Origin of the sequence: Nonomuraea sp. NPDC000554 (genome assembly GCF_040300065.1) — a bacterium.
Lineage (GTDB): Bacteria > Actinomycetota > Actinomycetes > Streptosporangiales > Streptosporangiaceae > Nonomuraea.
Window position 1 is genome coordinate 407,172 of record NZ_JBEPDC010000002.1, and the last position, 15,751, is coordinate 422,922.

Annotated in this window: 14 protein-coding genes; 8 read left to right on the forward strand and 6 right to left on the reverse strand. The window is 70.9% G+C overall.

Annotated features, from left to right (window positions below):
* Positions 1-335 precede the first annotated feature (335 nt).
* The 6 genes from ABT294_RS05820 (at position 336) to ABT294_RS05845 (ending at position 7,568) form a co-directional block, all read left to right on the forward strand.
* The gene (locus ABT294_RS05820) at positions 336-2,609 is read left to right on the forward strand and encodes a hypothetical protein (protein WP_350803831.1); all 2,274 of its coding nucleotides are present in this window, start codon (positions 336-338) and stop codon (positions 2,607-2,609) included.
* A gap of 105 nt (positions 2,610-2,714) precedes the next feature.
* Complete coding sequence (locus ABT294_RS05825) at positions 2,715-3,956, forward strand: glycosyltransferase (protein WP_350803832.1); 1,242 nt, start codon at positions 2,715-2,717, stop codon at positions 3,954-3,956.
* 5 nt (positions 3,957-3,961) lie between these two features.
* The gene (locus ABT294_RS05830; RefSeq protein ID WP_350803833.1) at positions 3,962-4,657 is read left to right on the forward strand and encodes a class I SAM-dependent methyltransferase; all 696 of its coding nucleotides are present in this window, start codon (positions 3,962-3,964) and stop codon (positions 4,655-4,657) included.
* A gap of 9 nt (positions 4,658-4,666) precedes the next feature.
* Positions 4,667-5,344 (forward strand): class I SAM-dependent methyltransferase, encoded by a 678-nt coding sequence (locus tag ABT294_RS05835; protein ID WP_350803834.1) that lies wholly within the window; start codon positions 4,667-4,669, stop codon positions 5,342-5,344.
* Between the two features lie 42 nt (positions 5,345-5,386).
* On the forward strand, positions 5,387-6,064 hold the full coding sequence (locus ABT294_RS05840) for a polysaccharide deacetylase family protein (RefSeq protein WP_350803836.1): 678 nt from the start codon (positions 5,387-5,389) through the stop codon (positions 6,062-6,064).
* Between the two features lie 64 nt (positions 6,065-6,128).
* Positions 6,129-7,568, forward strand: coding sequence for a hypothetical protein (locus tag ABT294_RS05845; protein ID WP_350803837.1), 1,440 nt, complete (start codon positions 6,129-6,131; stop codon positions 7,566-7,568).
* Between the two features lie 11 nt (positions 7,569-7,579).
* On the opposite strand, the gene ABT294_RS05850 is transcribed toward ABT294_RS05845, so the two are convergent.
* The 5 genes from ABT294_RS05850 to ABT294_RS05870 all read right to left on the reverse strand — a co-directional run bounded on the left by ABT294_RS05850 (position 7,580) and on the right by ABT294_RS05870 (position 13,426).
* Positions 7,580-7,972: a winged helix-turn-helix transcriptional regulator gene (locus ABT294_RS05850; RefSeq protein WP_350803838.1), complete on the reverse strand. Its 393-nt coding sequence runs from the start codon at positions 7,970-7,972 to the stop codon at positions 7,580-7,582.
* A gap of 90 nt (positions 7,973-8,062) precedes the next feature.
* Positions 8,063-9,610: a glutamine-hydrolyzing GMP synthase gene (gene guaA / locus ABT294_RS05855; protein ID WP_350803840.1), complete on the reverse strand. Its 1,548-nt coding sequence runs from the start codon at positions 9,608-9,610 to the stop codon at positions 8,063-8,065.
* Positions 9,611-9,688: 78 nt separating this feature from the next.
* Positions 9,689-10,510, reverse strand: a complete 822-nt coding sequence (locus ABT294_RS05860; protein ID WP_350803841.1) for an SDR family NAD(P)-dependent oxidoreductase — start codon at positions 10,508-10,510, stop codon at positions 9,689-9,691.
* 28 nt (positions 10,511-10,538) lie between these two features.
* A complete protein-coding gene (locus ABT294_RS05865; RefSeq protein ID WP_350803843.1) occupies positions 10,539-12,032 on the reverse strand; it encodes a DUF885 family protein in 1,494 nt (497 codons plus the stop codon).
* Complete coding sequence (locus ABT294_RS05870) at positions 12,029-13,426, reverse strand: pyridoxal phosphate-dependent decarboxylase family protein (RefSeq protein WP_350803845.1); 1,398 nt, start codon at positions 13,424-13,426, stop codon at positions 12,029-12,031. Before ABT294_RS05870 ends, ABT294_RS05865 begins: the two co-directional genes overlap by 4 nt.
* Before the next feature lie 60 nt (positions 13,427-13,486).
* On the opposite strand from ABT294_RS05870, the gene ABT294_RS05875 reads away from it, so the two are divergent.
* Both ABT294_RS05875 and ABT294_RS05880 read left to right on the forward strand, forming a co-directional pair.
* Positions 13,487-13,963, forward strand: coding sequence for an Lrp/AsnC family transcriptional regulator (locus ABT294_RS05875; protein ID WP_350803847.1), 477 nt, complete (start codon positions 13,487-13,489; stop codon positions 13,961-13,963).
* 11 nt (positions 13,964-13,974) lie between these two features.
* Positions 13,975-14,718, forward strand: a complete 744-nt coding sequence (locus ABT294_RS05880) for an N-acetyltransferase (RefSeq protein ID WP_350803849.1) — start codon at positions 13,975-13,977, stop codon at positions 14,716-14,718.
* On the opposite strand, the gene ABT294_RS05885 is transcribed toward ABT294_RS05880, so the two are convergent.
* Positions 14,719-15,741, reverse strand: coding sequence for a PLP-dependent cysteine synthase family protein (locus tag ABT294_RS05885; RefSeq protein WP_350803851.1), 1,023 nt, complete (start codon positions 15,739-15,741; stop codon positions 14,719-14,721).
* Positions 15,742-15,751: the final 10 nt, after the last annotated feature.

Genomic DNA, 15,751 nt, shown 5'->3' on the forward strand with positions numbered 1-15,751 from the left:
CCGCGACACGCCGACAGCAGGGGCGTCCGGGCCCGCGCCGCAGCTCTCGGCACGTGGGTCGGCTGATCATCCGACCTACCGACTGGCGCAGGACGACGGGCCGACGGCTACGGGATCGTCCGGCTCGCGAACCGCGTCCGGCGCATGGGCGGGATCGCCGAGCACGCGGCCTGCCGGCTGGCGGGCCTCGCCTGACACCGACCTTGGCGGCGCGATCGCCGAGCAGATGGAACCTGGGGGGACACGTGACCATCACACTGCCCGCGACAGTGCGGACGGCTGGGCGATCGGGTTGGAGGCCGAGCCCGGGGTGGGTGCCGGCTGTGCTGGTGGCCGTGGCTGCGGTTGCCGTTCTGTACGGGTTCGGTGGTGCGCCTGGCGAGTTGGCGGCTTTCGGGGGATATATCGGGATCGGGGTCCTGTTGCCGGGGACGCTGCTGTGGCGGGCGTTGAGCAGAGGAGGTGGGTCGCTCCCCGCCGACCTGGCAGCCGGACTGGCCCTGGGGTACGCGGTCGAGGTGCTGGTGTACATCCCGGCCCGGGCTGCGGGCATGCCGCTGCTGGTGCTCGCCTGGCCTGCCGCCACCATCACCGCGTTCCTGGCCGTTCCCCGGCTGCGCGCGCACTGGCGAGGCCGGGGTGGGCGGGTGCCGGGGTGGTGGGCGTGGGGGATGTCGGCGGTCGTCGGGTATCTGGTGGCGTGGAGTGCGCTGGTCTTCTACCGCGTCCACGGGCTGACCTGGCCGGGGAACGCGGCACCCTACGTGGACATGCCCTACCATCTCGCGCTGCTCGGCGAGGTCAAGCACCACGTCCCGCCCACGCTTCCGGTGGTGTTGGGTGAGCGGCTGGCCTACCACTGGTTCGTGTACGCCGAGATGTCCGCGACGAGCTGGGTCACCGGGATCGAGCCGCAGACCCTGCTCTACCGGCTGTCGGCGCTGCCCATGCTGGCGGCGACGGCCGTACTGGTGTCAGTGATCGCGGTGCGGCTGACCGGCCGCTGGTGGACGGGGCCGGCGGCGATCGGCTTCACCTGCTTCGTGAGCTCCCCCGAGCTGCATCAGGGCGGCGTGGAACTGTTCACGGCCAGGTCGCTGTTCACCGCCTGGCTGAGTCCGACCCAGAACTTCGGCACGCTGCTGTTCGCACTGGTGGTCCTGCTGCTCGTCGACTCTCTCCGGCAGGACGGCAAGAGGCAGTGGGCGGCGGTGTCGATCCTGCTGCTTGCTCTGACGGGGGCGAAGGCGACGTTCCTCCCCCTCCTGCTCGGCGGGCTGGTGCTCGTGCTGGCCGTCCGCTGGCTGGTCGACAGGCGCCTGCACCGCCCGGCGGTGACCGCTGCGGAGATCACGGTGGCGTGCCTGCTGATCGCGCAGTTCGTCGTGTTCGGGCGTGACGCGCAGGGGATGACGATCGCCCCTCTCGACACCATGCGCCGCATGTGGCGGGTGGCGGCGGATCTCTCGGAGCCGGAGATGGCGGCGGCTCCGCTGAGGACGGTCCTCGGGATGGCGGCCATCTACCTGTTCTGCCTGGCCTGCGTGTGGGCCGGACTGTCGGGGCTGATCATCCGGCGAGCCAGGACGGTCGGCCCAGCCACGGAACCGCCTGAGAGCCTCGGGGCGAAAGCAACCAGCCCGAAAGAACCGCAGCCTGAGTGGGACAGGCTGGTCGGCCCGGGAGCGCCGCAGGCTGGGAGCCGGTGGGCGGTGGTGGCGGATCCGGCTGTGTTGCTGCTGGTCGGTATCGGGGCGGCGGGGATCGGCGCGTTGCTGCTGCTCGCCCATCCGGCCATCGGGCAGCTCTACTTCCTGGAGGGGGCCCGGCCCTACCTGTCGATCGCGGCCGTGGTGGGCGCGTCGGCCATGGTCGCCGCGCGCCGAGACTCGTGGCCGCTCGCGGTCTGCGCCCTGGTGGCGGGAGCCGGGCTGGCCTACGCCGCCAAGGCGTTCGGGCCGGACATCCCGGTGCGCCACCACCGCTTCCCGGACGTCGCCGAGCCCTACTTGGCGCTGGCCCTCGTCGCGGCCGTCGTGTGGCTGCTGCTCGTGCTGTGCCGCAGGCCCGTGGGGCTGGTGCTGCTCGCGCTGGTGACGGGCTACCTGGTGCCGTCGACGGTGGCCAAGGTGGCCAGTCCTTTCGGCCCGCCTGGAGTGTTCGACGTGACGGTCCCCGCCGGGGCCGTCGAGGCGGGCAGGTGGCTGCGCGACCACTCCGCGCCTGACGATGTGGTGGCCACCAACGCGCACTGCCGTCCGCTGCTCAAGAAGCACTGCGACAGCCGCCACTTCTGGGTGTCGGGGTACAGCGAGCGTCGCGTGCTGGTCGAGGGCTGGGCGTACGCGGCGAGCACGCTGTCGAGAGCTCACCTGGCGACGATGACGTACGTCGCCATCCCGTTCGCCGATCCCGCCCGGCTGGCGGCGAACGACGCGGTGTTCCGGGAGCCGTCCGCGAAGAACGTCGAGGAGCTCGTCCGCAAATATCGCGTGAAATGGCTTTTGGTGGACAATTCCGTAAATCCACCGGCTCCGACGCTCGGGAAGTTCGCGGAACTGCGTTTCCACAGCGGCGCCTGCTCGGTCTACGAGCTCACCGGACGGTAAAACTCTCCCCTCCTCTGAGAATGTTGCGGTGAAACCGCGAGCGTCGGCGCGACGGCACCAGCAACATTTCTGGAGACCGACGGCCACAAGGGATCAGGGGACCGTATGGACACGACTGCCGCCATGGAGCATCGCCCCGGCACCGTCGTCCTCGACGGACCGGTCAGGCTCGCGTCCGTCGACATCGTCATTCCGGTGCTCAACGAGGAACGTGCGCTGCCGGGCTGCGTCAGGACACTCAGTGCGTTCCTGGGCGGCTCGTTCCCGCTGCCGTGGCGTATCACGATCGTCGACAACGGCAGCACCGACGACACCTGGCCGACCGCCCTGCGCCTGGCGAGCGAGTTCGACCAGGTGCACGCCCGCAAGATCGACGTCAGGGGGCGGGGCGCGGCGCTGAAGGCGGCCTGGCGCGACAGCCCGGCCGACATCGTCGCCTACATGGACGTGGACCTCTCCACCGGGCTCGGCGCGCTGTTCCCGCTGGTCGCCTCGCTGGCCAGCGACCATTCCGAGGTCGCCATCGGCACCCGGCTCGCCCACAGCGCCCGCACCCGGCGGTCGCTGAAGCGCGAGGTGGTCTCGCGCGGCTACAACGCCCTGCTCCGCTACGGTTTCGGCGTCAGGTTCAGCGACGCCCAGTGCGGCTTCAAGGCGGCCAGAGCGGACGTGATCAGGCCGCTGCTGGAGCACGTCGAGGACGACAGCTGGTTCTTCGACACCGAGCTGCTCCTGCTCGCCGAGCACAACGGCCTGCGGGTGCACGAGGTGCCGGTCGACTGGATCGAGGACCTGGACTCCCGCGTCCGCCTGGTCAGGACGGCGGTCGACGACCTGAAGGGCCTCGCCAGGGTCGCCTGGTCGATGTCCACGGGCCGGGCGAGGGTGGACGTGCCGAGGCGGGCCGAGCCGACGCCCACGCATCCGAACGCGGTGGTCGCCAGACCCAGGGCCGTCACGTTGGCTAAATTCACATCATTCTCGATAATTGGCGCATTTTCCGGATTTCTCTATGCGCTGCTTTACCTCCCGCTCCGCGAACACTGGGCGCCCGCGCTCGCCAATCTCGGCGCCCTCGTCCTCACCGCGATCGCCAACACCGAGGCGAACCGCCGCTGGACGTTCAACCGCCTCGGCGGCCCCCACACGGCCATGCGCCTGAAGGCCGCGCTGCTCTTCCTGGCCAACTACGCCGTCACCACGACGGCCGTGCTCAGCCTGCACGCGGCCGCGCCAGGGATCAGCCGCCTGCTCGAAGTGACCGCCGTCGTGGCGACGTACTGCGGGCTCACCCTGCTCCGCTTCGTCGCGCTGGACCGCTGGGTCTTCGCCCGCTCACGGAGATGACCATCATGGAAGCTACAGAGATCCGCCGTCTCGTCGCCCTCGAGGACACCCACTGGTGGTACCGGGAGCGCCGGGCGATCCTCCGCCGGGAGTTGCGCAGGCTGCGTCCCGGACGGGCGCTGGACATCGGCGCGGCGGGCGGCGGCAACACCCGCGTCCTGGTCGAGGACGGCTGGGACGCCACCGCGACCGACTTCTCCGAGGTCGCGGTGCAGGTGGCCAGGGAGCGCGGGCTCAAGTGCCTCCTGGCCGACGCCCGCGACCTGCCGGTGGCCCCGGGCAGCTTCGACCTCGTCACCGCCTTCGACGTCCTGGAGCACATCGACGAGGACTACCTGGTCACCGAGCAGATCGCCAAGGCGCTGCGGCCCGGCGGACGCGCGCTGATCGCGGTGCCGTGCGACATGGCGCTCTGGTCGGCGCACGACGAGGCGGTCGGACACGTGCGGCGCTACTGCCGCGACTCACTGACGGCCGTGGTCGAGAAGGGCGGCCTACAGGTCGAGCGGCTGTGGAGCTGGAACGTGCTGCTGCGCCCGCTGGTGGCCAGGCACCGCCGGCGCTCCACCGGGAGCGACCTCGCCGAGACTCCGGCCCTGGTCAACGCGGCCCTCTCGGCGGTCGTCATGCTCGAAAGACACCTGCCGGTCACGTCGCTCAAGGGCGTGACGCTGTACCTGCGCGCCCGCAAGCCGAGCTAGGAGACTGACGTGACGCTCACTTTCGACCACGAGGTGTTCGACCGGCGCCTGCTGCTCCAGGACGCCTGGCGGCTCTACGCGGACGCGCCACGGGCGCTCCGGCTCAAGCAGCGGCTGCGCGTGCTGGTCTGCCCGTTCGAGGAGACCGTCGGGTTCGTCCCGCCGGGCTCGACGGTGCTCGACATCGGCTGCGGCTCGGGGCTCTCGCTCGGGCTCATGGCGGCCCGCGGCCGCCGCATCGAGGGGCACGGGTTCGACCCGTGCCCGGTCGCGATCGGGCTGGCGCGGGAGATGGCGGCGCGGCTCGGCGACACCGGCTCGACGCTGCGCTTCGAGCACCGCGACGCCCGCCTGCCGTGGCCCGACCGCTCCTACGACGTGGTCCACATGCAGGACGTCATCCACCATGTGCCCGTCTCCTGGCAGCGCGAGGTGTTCGACAAGGCGTGCGCGTCGGTGCGTCCGGGCGGCATGTTCATCTACAAGGACATGAGCGCCCGCCCGAGGTGGCGCAACGCCGCCTGCCGGGTCCACGACCTGATCATCGCCCGCGAGTGGATCCACCCCGTGCCGGTCGCGACGGTCGAGCGGTGGGCGGCCGAGAACTCGCTCACTTTGGAACTGTCCAAAACCGCGCACCGCGTGATCTACGGCAATGACCTGCGGGTCTTCAGGAAGCGCATCTGACGGGCTGCTCGCGCGTGGCAATTTGCCCTTAAAGTGGCGGCTGTGGTGATTCACAGCTTATTAGCAGCGACGCTGATGATGACGTCGCTTCCGGCCGCGGACGTCCAGGCGAAGGCCGACTGCGCCAAGGTGAAGTGCCTGGCGCTCACCTTCGACGACGGGCCGAGCGACCACACGGCGACCCTGTTGAAGGTGTTGCGGAAGGAGCAGGCCAAGGCCACCTTCTTCCTGGTGGGCAAGCAGGTGGAGCGGCGTCCGGCGGTCGCGAAGAGCGAGGCCGCGCAGGGCCACGCGATCGGCAACCACACCTACTCGCACCCGTCGCTGCCGTCCAAGCTGGACAACGACGTCATCGACGAGATCAAGAGCACCCAGGCGCTCATCGAGCAGGCCACCGGGCAGCGGCCGAAGATGTTCCGGCCTCCGTACGGGCACACCGACGAGCGCGTGCTGGGGCTGGCGGGACAGCAGGACCTGGCACAGGTGCTGTGGTCGGGCACCACGCTCGACTGGAAGCTGCGCGACGTCAAGCAGATCAAGGCGGCGGTGCTCAGGCTGGCCAAGCGCGACGGCGTGATCCTCATGCACGACACGGTCCCGCAGACGGTCCAGGCGATGCCGGAGATCATCAAAGAGCTGAAGAAACAGGGCTACCGCCTCGTCACGGTCCCGGCGCTGCTGCGCGGTAAGGCTCTGACACCAGGAGTCAGCTATCCGTAAAGTGCGGTAGCTTGCCCGTGTCGGAGGCAGGCAGGGGCTTTCGGCATGTTTGGGGATTGGAGCCATGCAGACAGAGTCCGCGAAGCCCGCGATCTGGGGGCCGCTCGCCACCTTCACGGCCATCCAGACCGTCCTCGTGTGCTGGTGGGCGGCCCTGTACCCAGGACTCTTCAGTCGCGACTCCGTCCTGTACCTGAGTCACACCATGGTCGGGCCGTGGGTGAGCGACCACTCGGTGCTCTACGACGCGCTGCTCTGGCTCAGCTTCAGGGTCGACGGTGACATCGGCTGGGTCACGTTCTTCCAGACCACCGGCATGGCCGCGGCGATCACATACCTGGCGCAGTCGCTGAAGAGGGTCGGCGCGCCGCGCAGGACCACGACGGCCGTGGCCCTCCTGCTCCCCTTACTGCCGACCGCGGGCGCGTTCTCCGTCACGCTCTGGAAGGACGTCCCGTTCACGATCTGCGCGATCGCGATCGCGGGGGTGTGCGCCCGGATCGCGGGCGACCGCACGGTCACCGGCCGCAGGCTGGCCGCCCTCGGAACGCTGATGACCCTGCTCGGCCTGTTCAGGGCGAACGGCTTCCTCGTCGTGGGGGTCGCCGTCGTCGTGCTGCTCGTGGTCGTCAACGCCGCGCGGATCCGGCTGGCGCTGGTCGGGACGGTCGCGGCCGCCCTCCCGCTGCTGCTCACCAACCTGGTGTTCCCGCAGTTCGGCATCCTGGCCCCGTCGAAGACGTACGTCTACCACACGGCCTTCGGCGACATCGCCGTCGCCTACCGCGACCATCCCGAACTGTTCAGCGAGCAGGACAAGACGCTCATGGCGTCCGTCGCGCCGCTGACCAGGTGGACCGAGGGCGGCGTGTGCACCACGATCAACCCGCTGATCTGGCGGCGTGACTTCAGCTGGCCGCAGGCCGACGCGCACGCCGGCCAGCTGCTCGACCTGTGGAAGCGGCTGCTCCTGGAGCAGCCGCGGCTGGTGATCGACGCGCGCCTGTGCAGGGGCGCGATCGCGTGGAAGCTGTTCGCGGACGACTCCACGCCCTCGGGGATGACCTACCACTTCTCCCGCAAGCCCAACGCCGACACCTACGTCGGGCCCACCAAGGTCCCCGACTTCCAGGGGCGGTGGGTGTACTCGCTGCGGCCGCTGTCGCAGGAGCTGTACCGGTACGCCGACCCGTGGCTGACCACGACCATGGCGCCGAATCTCGACTGGCTGCTGTGGCGCGGGGCGCTCTGGTCGTACCTGTCGTACCTGACGGTCGCGCTGGCCGCGTGGACGCTGCGCAACCGGTACGTGGTCGGGGTGGCGGCGGTGGTCGTGGGGCAGCAGCTCGCGATCCTGGCGAACATCTCGGCGCAGGACTTCCGCTACATGGCCTCGCCGATCTTCGTCGGCATCGTCCTGCTGCCGCTGCTCGTCGCGAGCCTCATCCGGCTGCCGAGACGGGTGGGCGACATCGTGCTCGCGTCGCGGAAGACGGCGTCCTAGGCGGCGGTGTCCTAGACGGCGACGGTCTGGCGGGCGTCGTAGCGCTCGCGTGCCCTGGCGACGCTCGCGCTGTGCCTGCGTGACCAGTCGGTCAGGGTCAGCATGGCCTCATACAGCTCCAACGCCATCGGCGTCGCCTGGTACTCGACCTTCGGCGGCACCGTGGGATAGACCGTGCGCTCCAGGATCCCGTCGCGTTCGAGGGTGCGCAGGGTCAGCGTGAGCATGCGGCGGCTGATGCCCTCGACGAGCCGCTCCAGCTCGGTGAACCTGATCGGCCCTGTCGCGCTCGCGATGATGATCTGGATCGCCCACTTGCCGGCGATCCGGTCGAGGATCTCCCTCGGCGGGACCGGGCAGGCACCCTGCTCGATCCCGGCTGCGGCGGTGTTCCCCTGGGACATCAAGGCGCCTTCTTCCGTAGGGCTTTGATGGTCACACATCGTGACCACTGTTACAAGCCGTGCCCTAAGGAAGAAGCCGCCGCCTGAGGGTCACTCCCACTCGATGGTGCCGGGCGGCTTGCTGGTCACGTCCAGCACCACGCGGTTGACCTCGCGGACCTCGTTCGTGATGCGGGTGGAGATGCGCGACAGCACGTCGTACGGCACCCGCGCCCAGTCGGCCGTCATCGCGTCTTCGGAGGTCACCGGCCGCAGCACCACCGGGTGGCCGTAGGTGCGGCCGTCGCCCTGGACGCCGACGGAGCGCACGTCGGCGAGCAGCACCACCGGGCACTGCCAGATGTCCCTGTCGAGGCCGGCGCGCGACAGCTCCTCGCGGGCGATCGCGTCGGCCTCGCGCAGCAGGTCGAGCCGGTCGCGGGTGACCTCGCCGACGATGCGGATGCCGAGGCCGGGGCCGGGGAACGGCTGGCGCCAGACCATGGCGGTCGGCAGGCCGAGCTCCTCGCCCGCGCGCCGCACCTCGTCCTTGAACAGCGTGCGCAGCGGCTCGACCAGGGTGAACTGGAGGTCTTCCGGCAGGCCGCCGACGTTGTGGTGCGACTTGATGTTGGCGGTGCCGGTGCCGCCGCCCGACTCGACCACGTCGGGGTAGAGGGTGCCCTGGACGAGGAACTCGACGGGCCCGTCGGCCAGGATGGCGCGCTGCTCGTCCTCGAAGACGCGGATGAACTCGCGACCGATGATCTTGCGCTTCTCCTCCGGGTCGGTGACGCCTTCGAGCGCCTTCAGGAACCGGTCGGCGGCGTCGACCACCCGGAGCTTGACGCCCGTGGCGGCGACGAAGTCGCGCTCGACCTGCTCGGCCTCGCCCTTGCGCAGCAGCCCGTGGTCGACGAAGACACACGTCAGCCGCTCACCGATGGCACGCTGGACGAGCGCCGCGGCCACCGCGGAGTCGACGCCGCCCGACAGCGCGCAGATGGCCCGGCCGTCGCCGACCTGCCGCCGCACCGCCTCCACGGAGTCTTCGACGATGTTGAGCATGGTCCAGGTGGGGCGGCAGCCCGCGGCGTCGAGGAAGTGCTTGAGCACCTGCTGGCCGTGCTCGGAGTGCAGCACCTCGGGGTGGAACTGCACGCCGTACAGGCCGCGGGCGGGGTGCTCGAAGGCGGCCACCGGGGTCTCGCGGGTGGAGGCGGTGACGGCGAACCCCTCGGGGGCGGCGGCGACGCTGTCGCCGTGCGACATCCACACCTTCTGGGTCGCGGGCAGCCCGGCGAAGATCACGCCCTCGCTGAGCACGTCGAGCTGGGTGCCGCCGTACTCGGCGACGCCCGTGCGGGCGACGTCGCCGCCCAGCGCCCTGGCCATGGCCTGGAAGCCGTAGCAGATGCCGAACGTGGGCACGCCGGTCTCGAACAGGCCGTCGGGGACGGCCGGTGCGCCCTCGGCGTAGACCGAGGAGGGGCCGCCGGACAGGATGATCGCCTTGGGCTTCTTGGCCAGCATCTCCTCGACCGGCATCGTCGAGGGGACGATCTCGGAGAAGACATGGCATTCGCGGACACGCCTGGCGATCAGCTGTGCGTACTGCGCGCCGAAGTCGACGACGAGCACTGTGTCGAATTCAGACACCGAGAGAACCCCCCAAAGGCGAATGCGGTGTTCTCAGTGTATCGGCCGTAACAATTCCACCCGGCCCTGGACCGTTGATCAGCCGTGGCCGGGCACTCCCCCCGCCAGCAGGGTCTCGAGCTGGGCCCGCAGGCGCCCGTCGTAGCCGGGGTGGGTGAGCAGGAGGAAGCGCTCCTCGCGGATGGCCTGGACGACGAGCTCCGCGACCTGTGACGGGTCCATGCCCTGCTCGACCAGGCCGTCGATGGCGTGCTGCGACTCCGGGTCGCCGCCGGGCCGGGCGGCGGCCAGGCCGGCCGGTCGCACCCGTTCCGAGCGGTGGATCTCGGTGCGGACCGCGCCCGGGCAGAGCGCGGTGACGCGGATCGCGGACCCGGCGGCGATCAGGTCCTGGGCGAGGGCCTGCGAGGCGGCCAGCGCGGCGTACTTGGTGAGCGCGTAGCCGCCGGACCGGCGGGTGGCCAGCAGCCCGGCGACCGACACCGTGTTGACGATGTGCCCCTCGCCGCCCTGTTCCAGCATGCGCGGGACGAACGCGCGGACGCCGTTGAGCACGCCCCACAGGTTCACGCCGAGCAGCCAGGTGAAGTCCTCAAAGGTCCTGGTCCACAGCCGGCCGCCCTGGTAGACGCCGGCGTTGTTGCAGAGCACGTGCACGCCGCCCAGCTCGCCGAACGCACGGTCGGCGAGGTGCCGGACGGCGGCCTCGTCGGAGACGTCGGTGACCTGGGTGAGGACCGGGGCGTCGCCCGCGAGCGCGGCCGTCTCCGCGAGGCCTCCCGGGTCGACGTCGGCGAGCATCAGCGACATGCGCTCGGCGGCGAAGCGCAGGGCGAGCGCCCGGCCGATGCCGCTCGCCGCGCCTGTCACGACGGCGACCCTGCCGGAGAGCTCCCGCACCCAAACCTCCCAAGCGCTCGCTTCGACGCTACAGGATGCGGCCGATCAGTCCCAGAGGCGGCGAGCCGAGATCGAACAGCGCCTTGTGGAAGCGCTGGAGGGTGAAGCCGCCGCCCCACTCCTTGCGGGCCTGCTCGCGCAGGTCCAGGATGAGCAGCTTGCCCCAGGTGTAGCGGCCGTAGGTCGGGTCGAACGAGGCCCGCCTGGCCTCCGACAGCGCGGCCGGGCCGGCCAGGTGCGTGTCGGACTCGAACCGCCTCGCGCCTTCCTCCACCGTCAGCTGCCCGGTGTGGACGCCGATCGCGCAGGCCAGCCGGGTGACGCGGATCAGCGCCTCCACCCACACGCCGATCTCGAAGCGCGGGTCCTGCGCCTCGAAGCCCTCCTCGACGCAGAGCTCCTCGGCGTAGTGCGCCCAGCCTTCGATGAACGCCACCGACTGCAGCAGCCGCCGGACGTCCGACCCGGCGCGGCGCAGGGCGCGGGCGTGCGAGAAGTGCCCCGGCGCGACCTCGTGCACGTTGATCGCGGGCAGCGTGGTGTCGCTGAAGACCTCCAGCCACTCCTCGGCGTCCTGCGCGGGCCAGGACGGGTCGGGCGGCGTGATGTGGTACCACGACGGACCCTCGGGCTCGCCGGGCGAGTTCCACGCCATCATCGCCATCGCCCAGCGGCGCGACTCCGGCGCGAGGCCGACCAGGCACTCGCCGTCGTGGTAGGGGACGAGGTCCTTCTCCCGGGTGAAGGCGATGGCCTTCTCGGTGCCGATCCTGGCCGCCTCGATCACGCCGTCGGCGTCGGGGTGCTGCTTGACCAGCTCGCGCACCACGTCGAGCGGGGCCCGGCCGCCCTGGCCGAGCTTGGCGCAGCTGTCGGCCAGCAGCGCCATGAGCCTGTCGCGCTCGGCGTCGGCCCGCTCCGCCAGCCTGCCCAGGTCCACCGGCAGGCCCTCCGCCGTGCCCATCAGCCGGGCCAGCGCGTCACCGCCCAGCGCCGCGTCGGGGTCGCCCTCGACGGCGGCACGCTCGACGTGCGCGAGCAGCCGGGCGTGCGCCTTCAGCGCGGCCTCGTCGGTGACGCCCGCCGCCAGCCCCTTGACCGCTCCAGCCAGCGACTTCGCGACGGGGGCGCTGACCTGGTCGAGCGAGGCGATCGACTGCTCGACGGCGTCCGGCCAGAGCGCGAGGTGCGCGGCCTTGGCGGCGGCGCGCTCCTCCTCCGGGGCGTAGTCGCGGTCGTAGCAGGCCAGGTCGAGGTTGGACAGGTGGATCAGCGGGTTCTTCCTGTGCAGCTCCAGCTCGCCGAGCTGGGTGCGCAGCGCCTCCTCGAACACCCGCAGGTGCTCGGCGTCGTGGGCGTCCTGCGGCGCGTCGCCCTCGCCGAGGCGGGCCAGCCCGGCCCGGACGCCCTCGGGCGACAGGTCCTGGATCTTGCCGTCGTATTCGTGCCTGCCGCCCGCCTCCCGGACGTCGGCCACGATCAGGTCGGTGATGGCACGCAACCTGGCGTCGAGTTCCGTCATGCCTGCGACGCTAGCGCAGCTGTCTGATCTTGAGGAGCCCCTGGCCGGAGGGAGGCGATCTCGTCCAGCAGGGCTTCCAGGGTGGCGTCGTCCGTCGCCGGGGCCATGACCGTGACGCGCAGGTGGCGGACGCCGTTGAGCTCCGTGGAGGTCAGGTAGAAGGAGCCGTTCCGCATCAGGCGTTCGCGCAGCTCCGCCTGGTCACCCTGGCCGTATCGGAAGCAGACGATGTTGCTCTCCGGCTCGTACGGCAGGTCGAAGCCGGGACGGCGGCGGGCGAGCTCCCAGAAGCGGTGGGCCGTGGCGTACTGGCGGGCGACGTACCCGCCCAGGCCCTCCTCGCCGCGCCAGGCGAGGTTGAGGAAGATCTTCAGGCCCAGCGCCGCCTTGGTGCACTCCACCGTGCGGCGGATGAGGTCGAAGCCCTGGTCGCCGTAGAAGAGGTAGCTGGCCTCCTGCTTGAAGGCGGCGTCGAGGTCCTGTTCCCTGCGGACGAGGACGGCCGCGGCCAGCCCGGACGTCCTGAGCATCTTGTGCGCGTCCCAGATGACGGAGTCGGCCAGTTCCACGCCGTCGAGCCGGTGCCGGTGCCGGTCCGTCAGGAGGGCGGAGGCCCCGTGGGCGCCGTCCACGTGGAACCAGACGCCGCGCTCGCGGCACCACTCGCCGATGGGACGGAGGTCGTCGTACAGCCCGGTGCCCGTGGCGCAGGCCGACGCCACCAGCGCCATCACCCTTTTCCCGGAAATTTCGGGTAGGCGGGTGATGTCTATGCGGCCCAGCTCGTCCGTTTCGAGCGGGACGATGGCGCGCTGCCCGAGGCCCAGGATCGAGGCCGCCCGCGCGATCGAGTAGTGGGCCGAGGGCGGGGCGAGGATCACCAGGTCACCGGGGACTCCACCCTCCCAGGCGTCCGGCACGGCGCGGGCGCGGGCCGCCAGCAACGCCGTCAGGTTGGCCAGCGAGCCGCCGTGGGTGAGGACGCCGCCACCGGCCGGGAAGCCGACCTTTTCCAGCATCCACCTGAGCACCTCGAACTCGACCGTGGCCGACGCCGCGCCCATCTCGTAGATGGCCATGGGGTTGTTGGTGGCGCCGTGCACGAAATCCGCCAGGGCGGCGGGGAAGTCCGGCGAGGCCGTCTGGTGCGCGAGGAAGCCGGGGTGGTGGAGGCGGGTGCCTTCGGCGAGGAACGTCCTGAGGAAGGCTCGGTAGGTCTCGGGGGTGATGCCGCCCTTGGCGATCAGGTCGCTCAGGCCGAGGCGGTCGGCCAGTTCTCCGGGCGGCTGCCGCCGCAGCACGGGGGCGTGGCCGTGCTGGCTCTCGTTCACATAGGCGGCCAGTTCCTCGACGGTGATCGCGGCCGCCTCGGTGAACTCATCAATGTTCCACATAGCCGAAATATTGGTTAATCCTGCGGTATGGGGCTAGTGTCACCGAACTGGAGGGCGATAATGGAGAGCAACGCCGAACTTGATTCGATTGACCTGGCGATCCTGGCCGAGCTGCAGAAGGATGCGCGGCTGCCCAACAAGGACCTCGCCGAACGGCTGGGCGTGGCCCCCTCCACGGCGCTCGAACGGGTGCGGTCACTGCGGCGCCGCGGCATGATCACCGGGTTCCGCGCCACGGTCGACACCGCCCGGCTCGGACGCCCCCTCCAGGCGCTGTTCGCCCTGCGGGTCAAGCCGCACACCCGCCAGATCGTGGACCCGCTGCGAGCCCTCGTGCTCAGCCTGCCCGAGACGATCACCCTGTTCCACGTCGCCGGCACCGAGGACTTCCTCGTCCACGTGGCCGTGGCGGACGCCGACCACCTGCACCGGCTCGCGCTGGAGAAGTTCCTGATCAGGCGGGAGATCGTGCACCTGCAGACCACGCTGATCTTCAAAACGGAGCATCAGCCCATCCAGCTGCCCGCCGAGATGTGACAATGCTCCGCATGTCTCTGCGGATCACCACGCTTGCCGAACGCCCCGAGTTCGCCGCCGACTTATGGGAGATGGAGCACGCGTGGGGGGTGTTCATGTTCAACGACCCGATCGCCGACCTCTTCTACCCGATCGCCAACACCACCTACGCCGAGTACGTCCTGGTGGCCGACGACGACACCGAACCGGGCAGGCTGGCGGCGAGGGGCTGCATGATCCCCTACGCCTGCGAGGACGACGAGCTGCCCGACGACGGCTGGGACGGCGTGATCCGCCGCGGCTGGCTGGCCAGGGAGCGCGGCGAGAAGCGTGACAGGGTCTCCGCGTTGGAGATCACCGTCAGGCGGGACCTCCTCGGCACCGGCGTGTCACCGCGCATGGTGGCCGCCATGCGCGACACCGCGACCCGGCTGGGCTTCGCCGAGCTGGTGGCCCCGGTCCGGCCCAACCAGAAACACCTCGAACCACACACCCCGATGGACGCGTACGCGTCCAGGACCCGCGCGGACGGGCTGCCGTCGGACGCCTGGCTGCGCGTGCACGTCCGGGCGGGCGGGCGGATCGTCAAGGTGGCGCCGCGCTCGATGGTGGTGGCGGGCACGCTCGCCGAGTGGCGCGAGTGGACTGAGCTGCCGTTCGACCGCTCGGGCCCGGTGGAGGTGCCGACGGCGCTCAACCCGGTGCACTGCAGTGTCGAGCACGACTACGCCGTCTACGTCGAGCCCAACGTCTGGGTCAGCCACCGCCTCCGCTGATCACCACTGGCCGACGCGGCGACGCAGCTCCTCGTCGGACGGCCCGAGGTCGAGGCCCTTGGCGGCGGCCCAGGCGTCGTCGTGGCAGGTGGCCAGGTGCCGGTCGGCGGCGTCGCCGAGGACGGAGACCACCGTGCCGGTCGTCCCCTTGGTACGCATGCGCTCGACCAGTTCCAGCGCCGCCCAGAGCGCGGTGCCCGACGAGGCGCCCACGGCCAGCCCGGTGAGCCGCCTGAGGTGCCTCGCCGCCGCGACACTCGCCGCGTCGGGCACCGGGATCACCAGGTCGACGAGGTCCGGACGGAAGCCCGGCTCGATACGCGGCCGCCCGATGCCCTCGATCCTCGACGGCATGCCGGTCGCGTAGTCGGGCGCGTCGAGGGTCCAGCCGGGGAAGTACGCCGAGTTCTCCGGATCCGCCACGGCCACCCGGCACTCCAGCGGGTCGGCGCCGCCCAGGCCCGGTTCCAGGGAGTCGCCGTCGCGGCGGTCGTGGACCCAGCGGCCCAGCGTGGCCGAGGTCGCGCCGGTGCTCGCGCCCACCACCACCCAGTCGGGACGTACCTGGGCGAACAGCTCGGCGGCCAGGTCGTGCTCGGCCGCCCGCCCGAACTGGTCGAGGAAGTGCCCCTCGACCTTCCTGGCGGCGTCGTAGATCGCCAGCGGCGGGGTCACGAACCGGCACTCGCCGCCCAGTTCCTCCACCGGCCGCGCCCGCTCCTCGGCGTACGCACCCGGCATGATCACCACGTACGGCAGGCCGAGCCGCCTGGCGAACCACGCCTGGGCGACCGCGGCGTTGCCGCCCGTGGCCTCGACCACGGTGGTGCCCTCGGTGACGAGCCCGTCGAGCACCGCCTGCCTGAACAGCGCCCTGGCGTGCCGGTGCCGCATGCTTCCCGTGGGGTGTGCCGACTCGTCCTTCACCAGCAGCCGCACACCGGGCGCCTGGACGGGGACCTCGATCAGCGGTGTCGGCGGCCCTGCCTGCAGCAGGTCCAGTGCTCGCACATCCCAGCTCACCTCACCACTG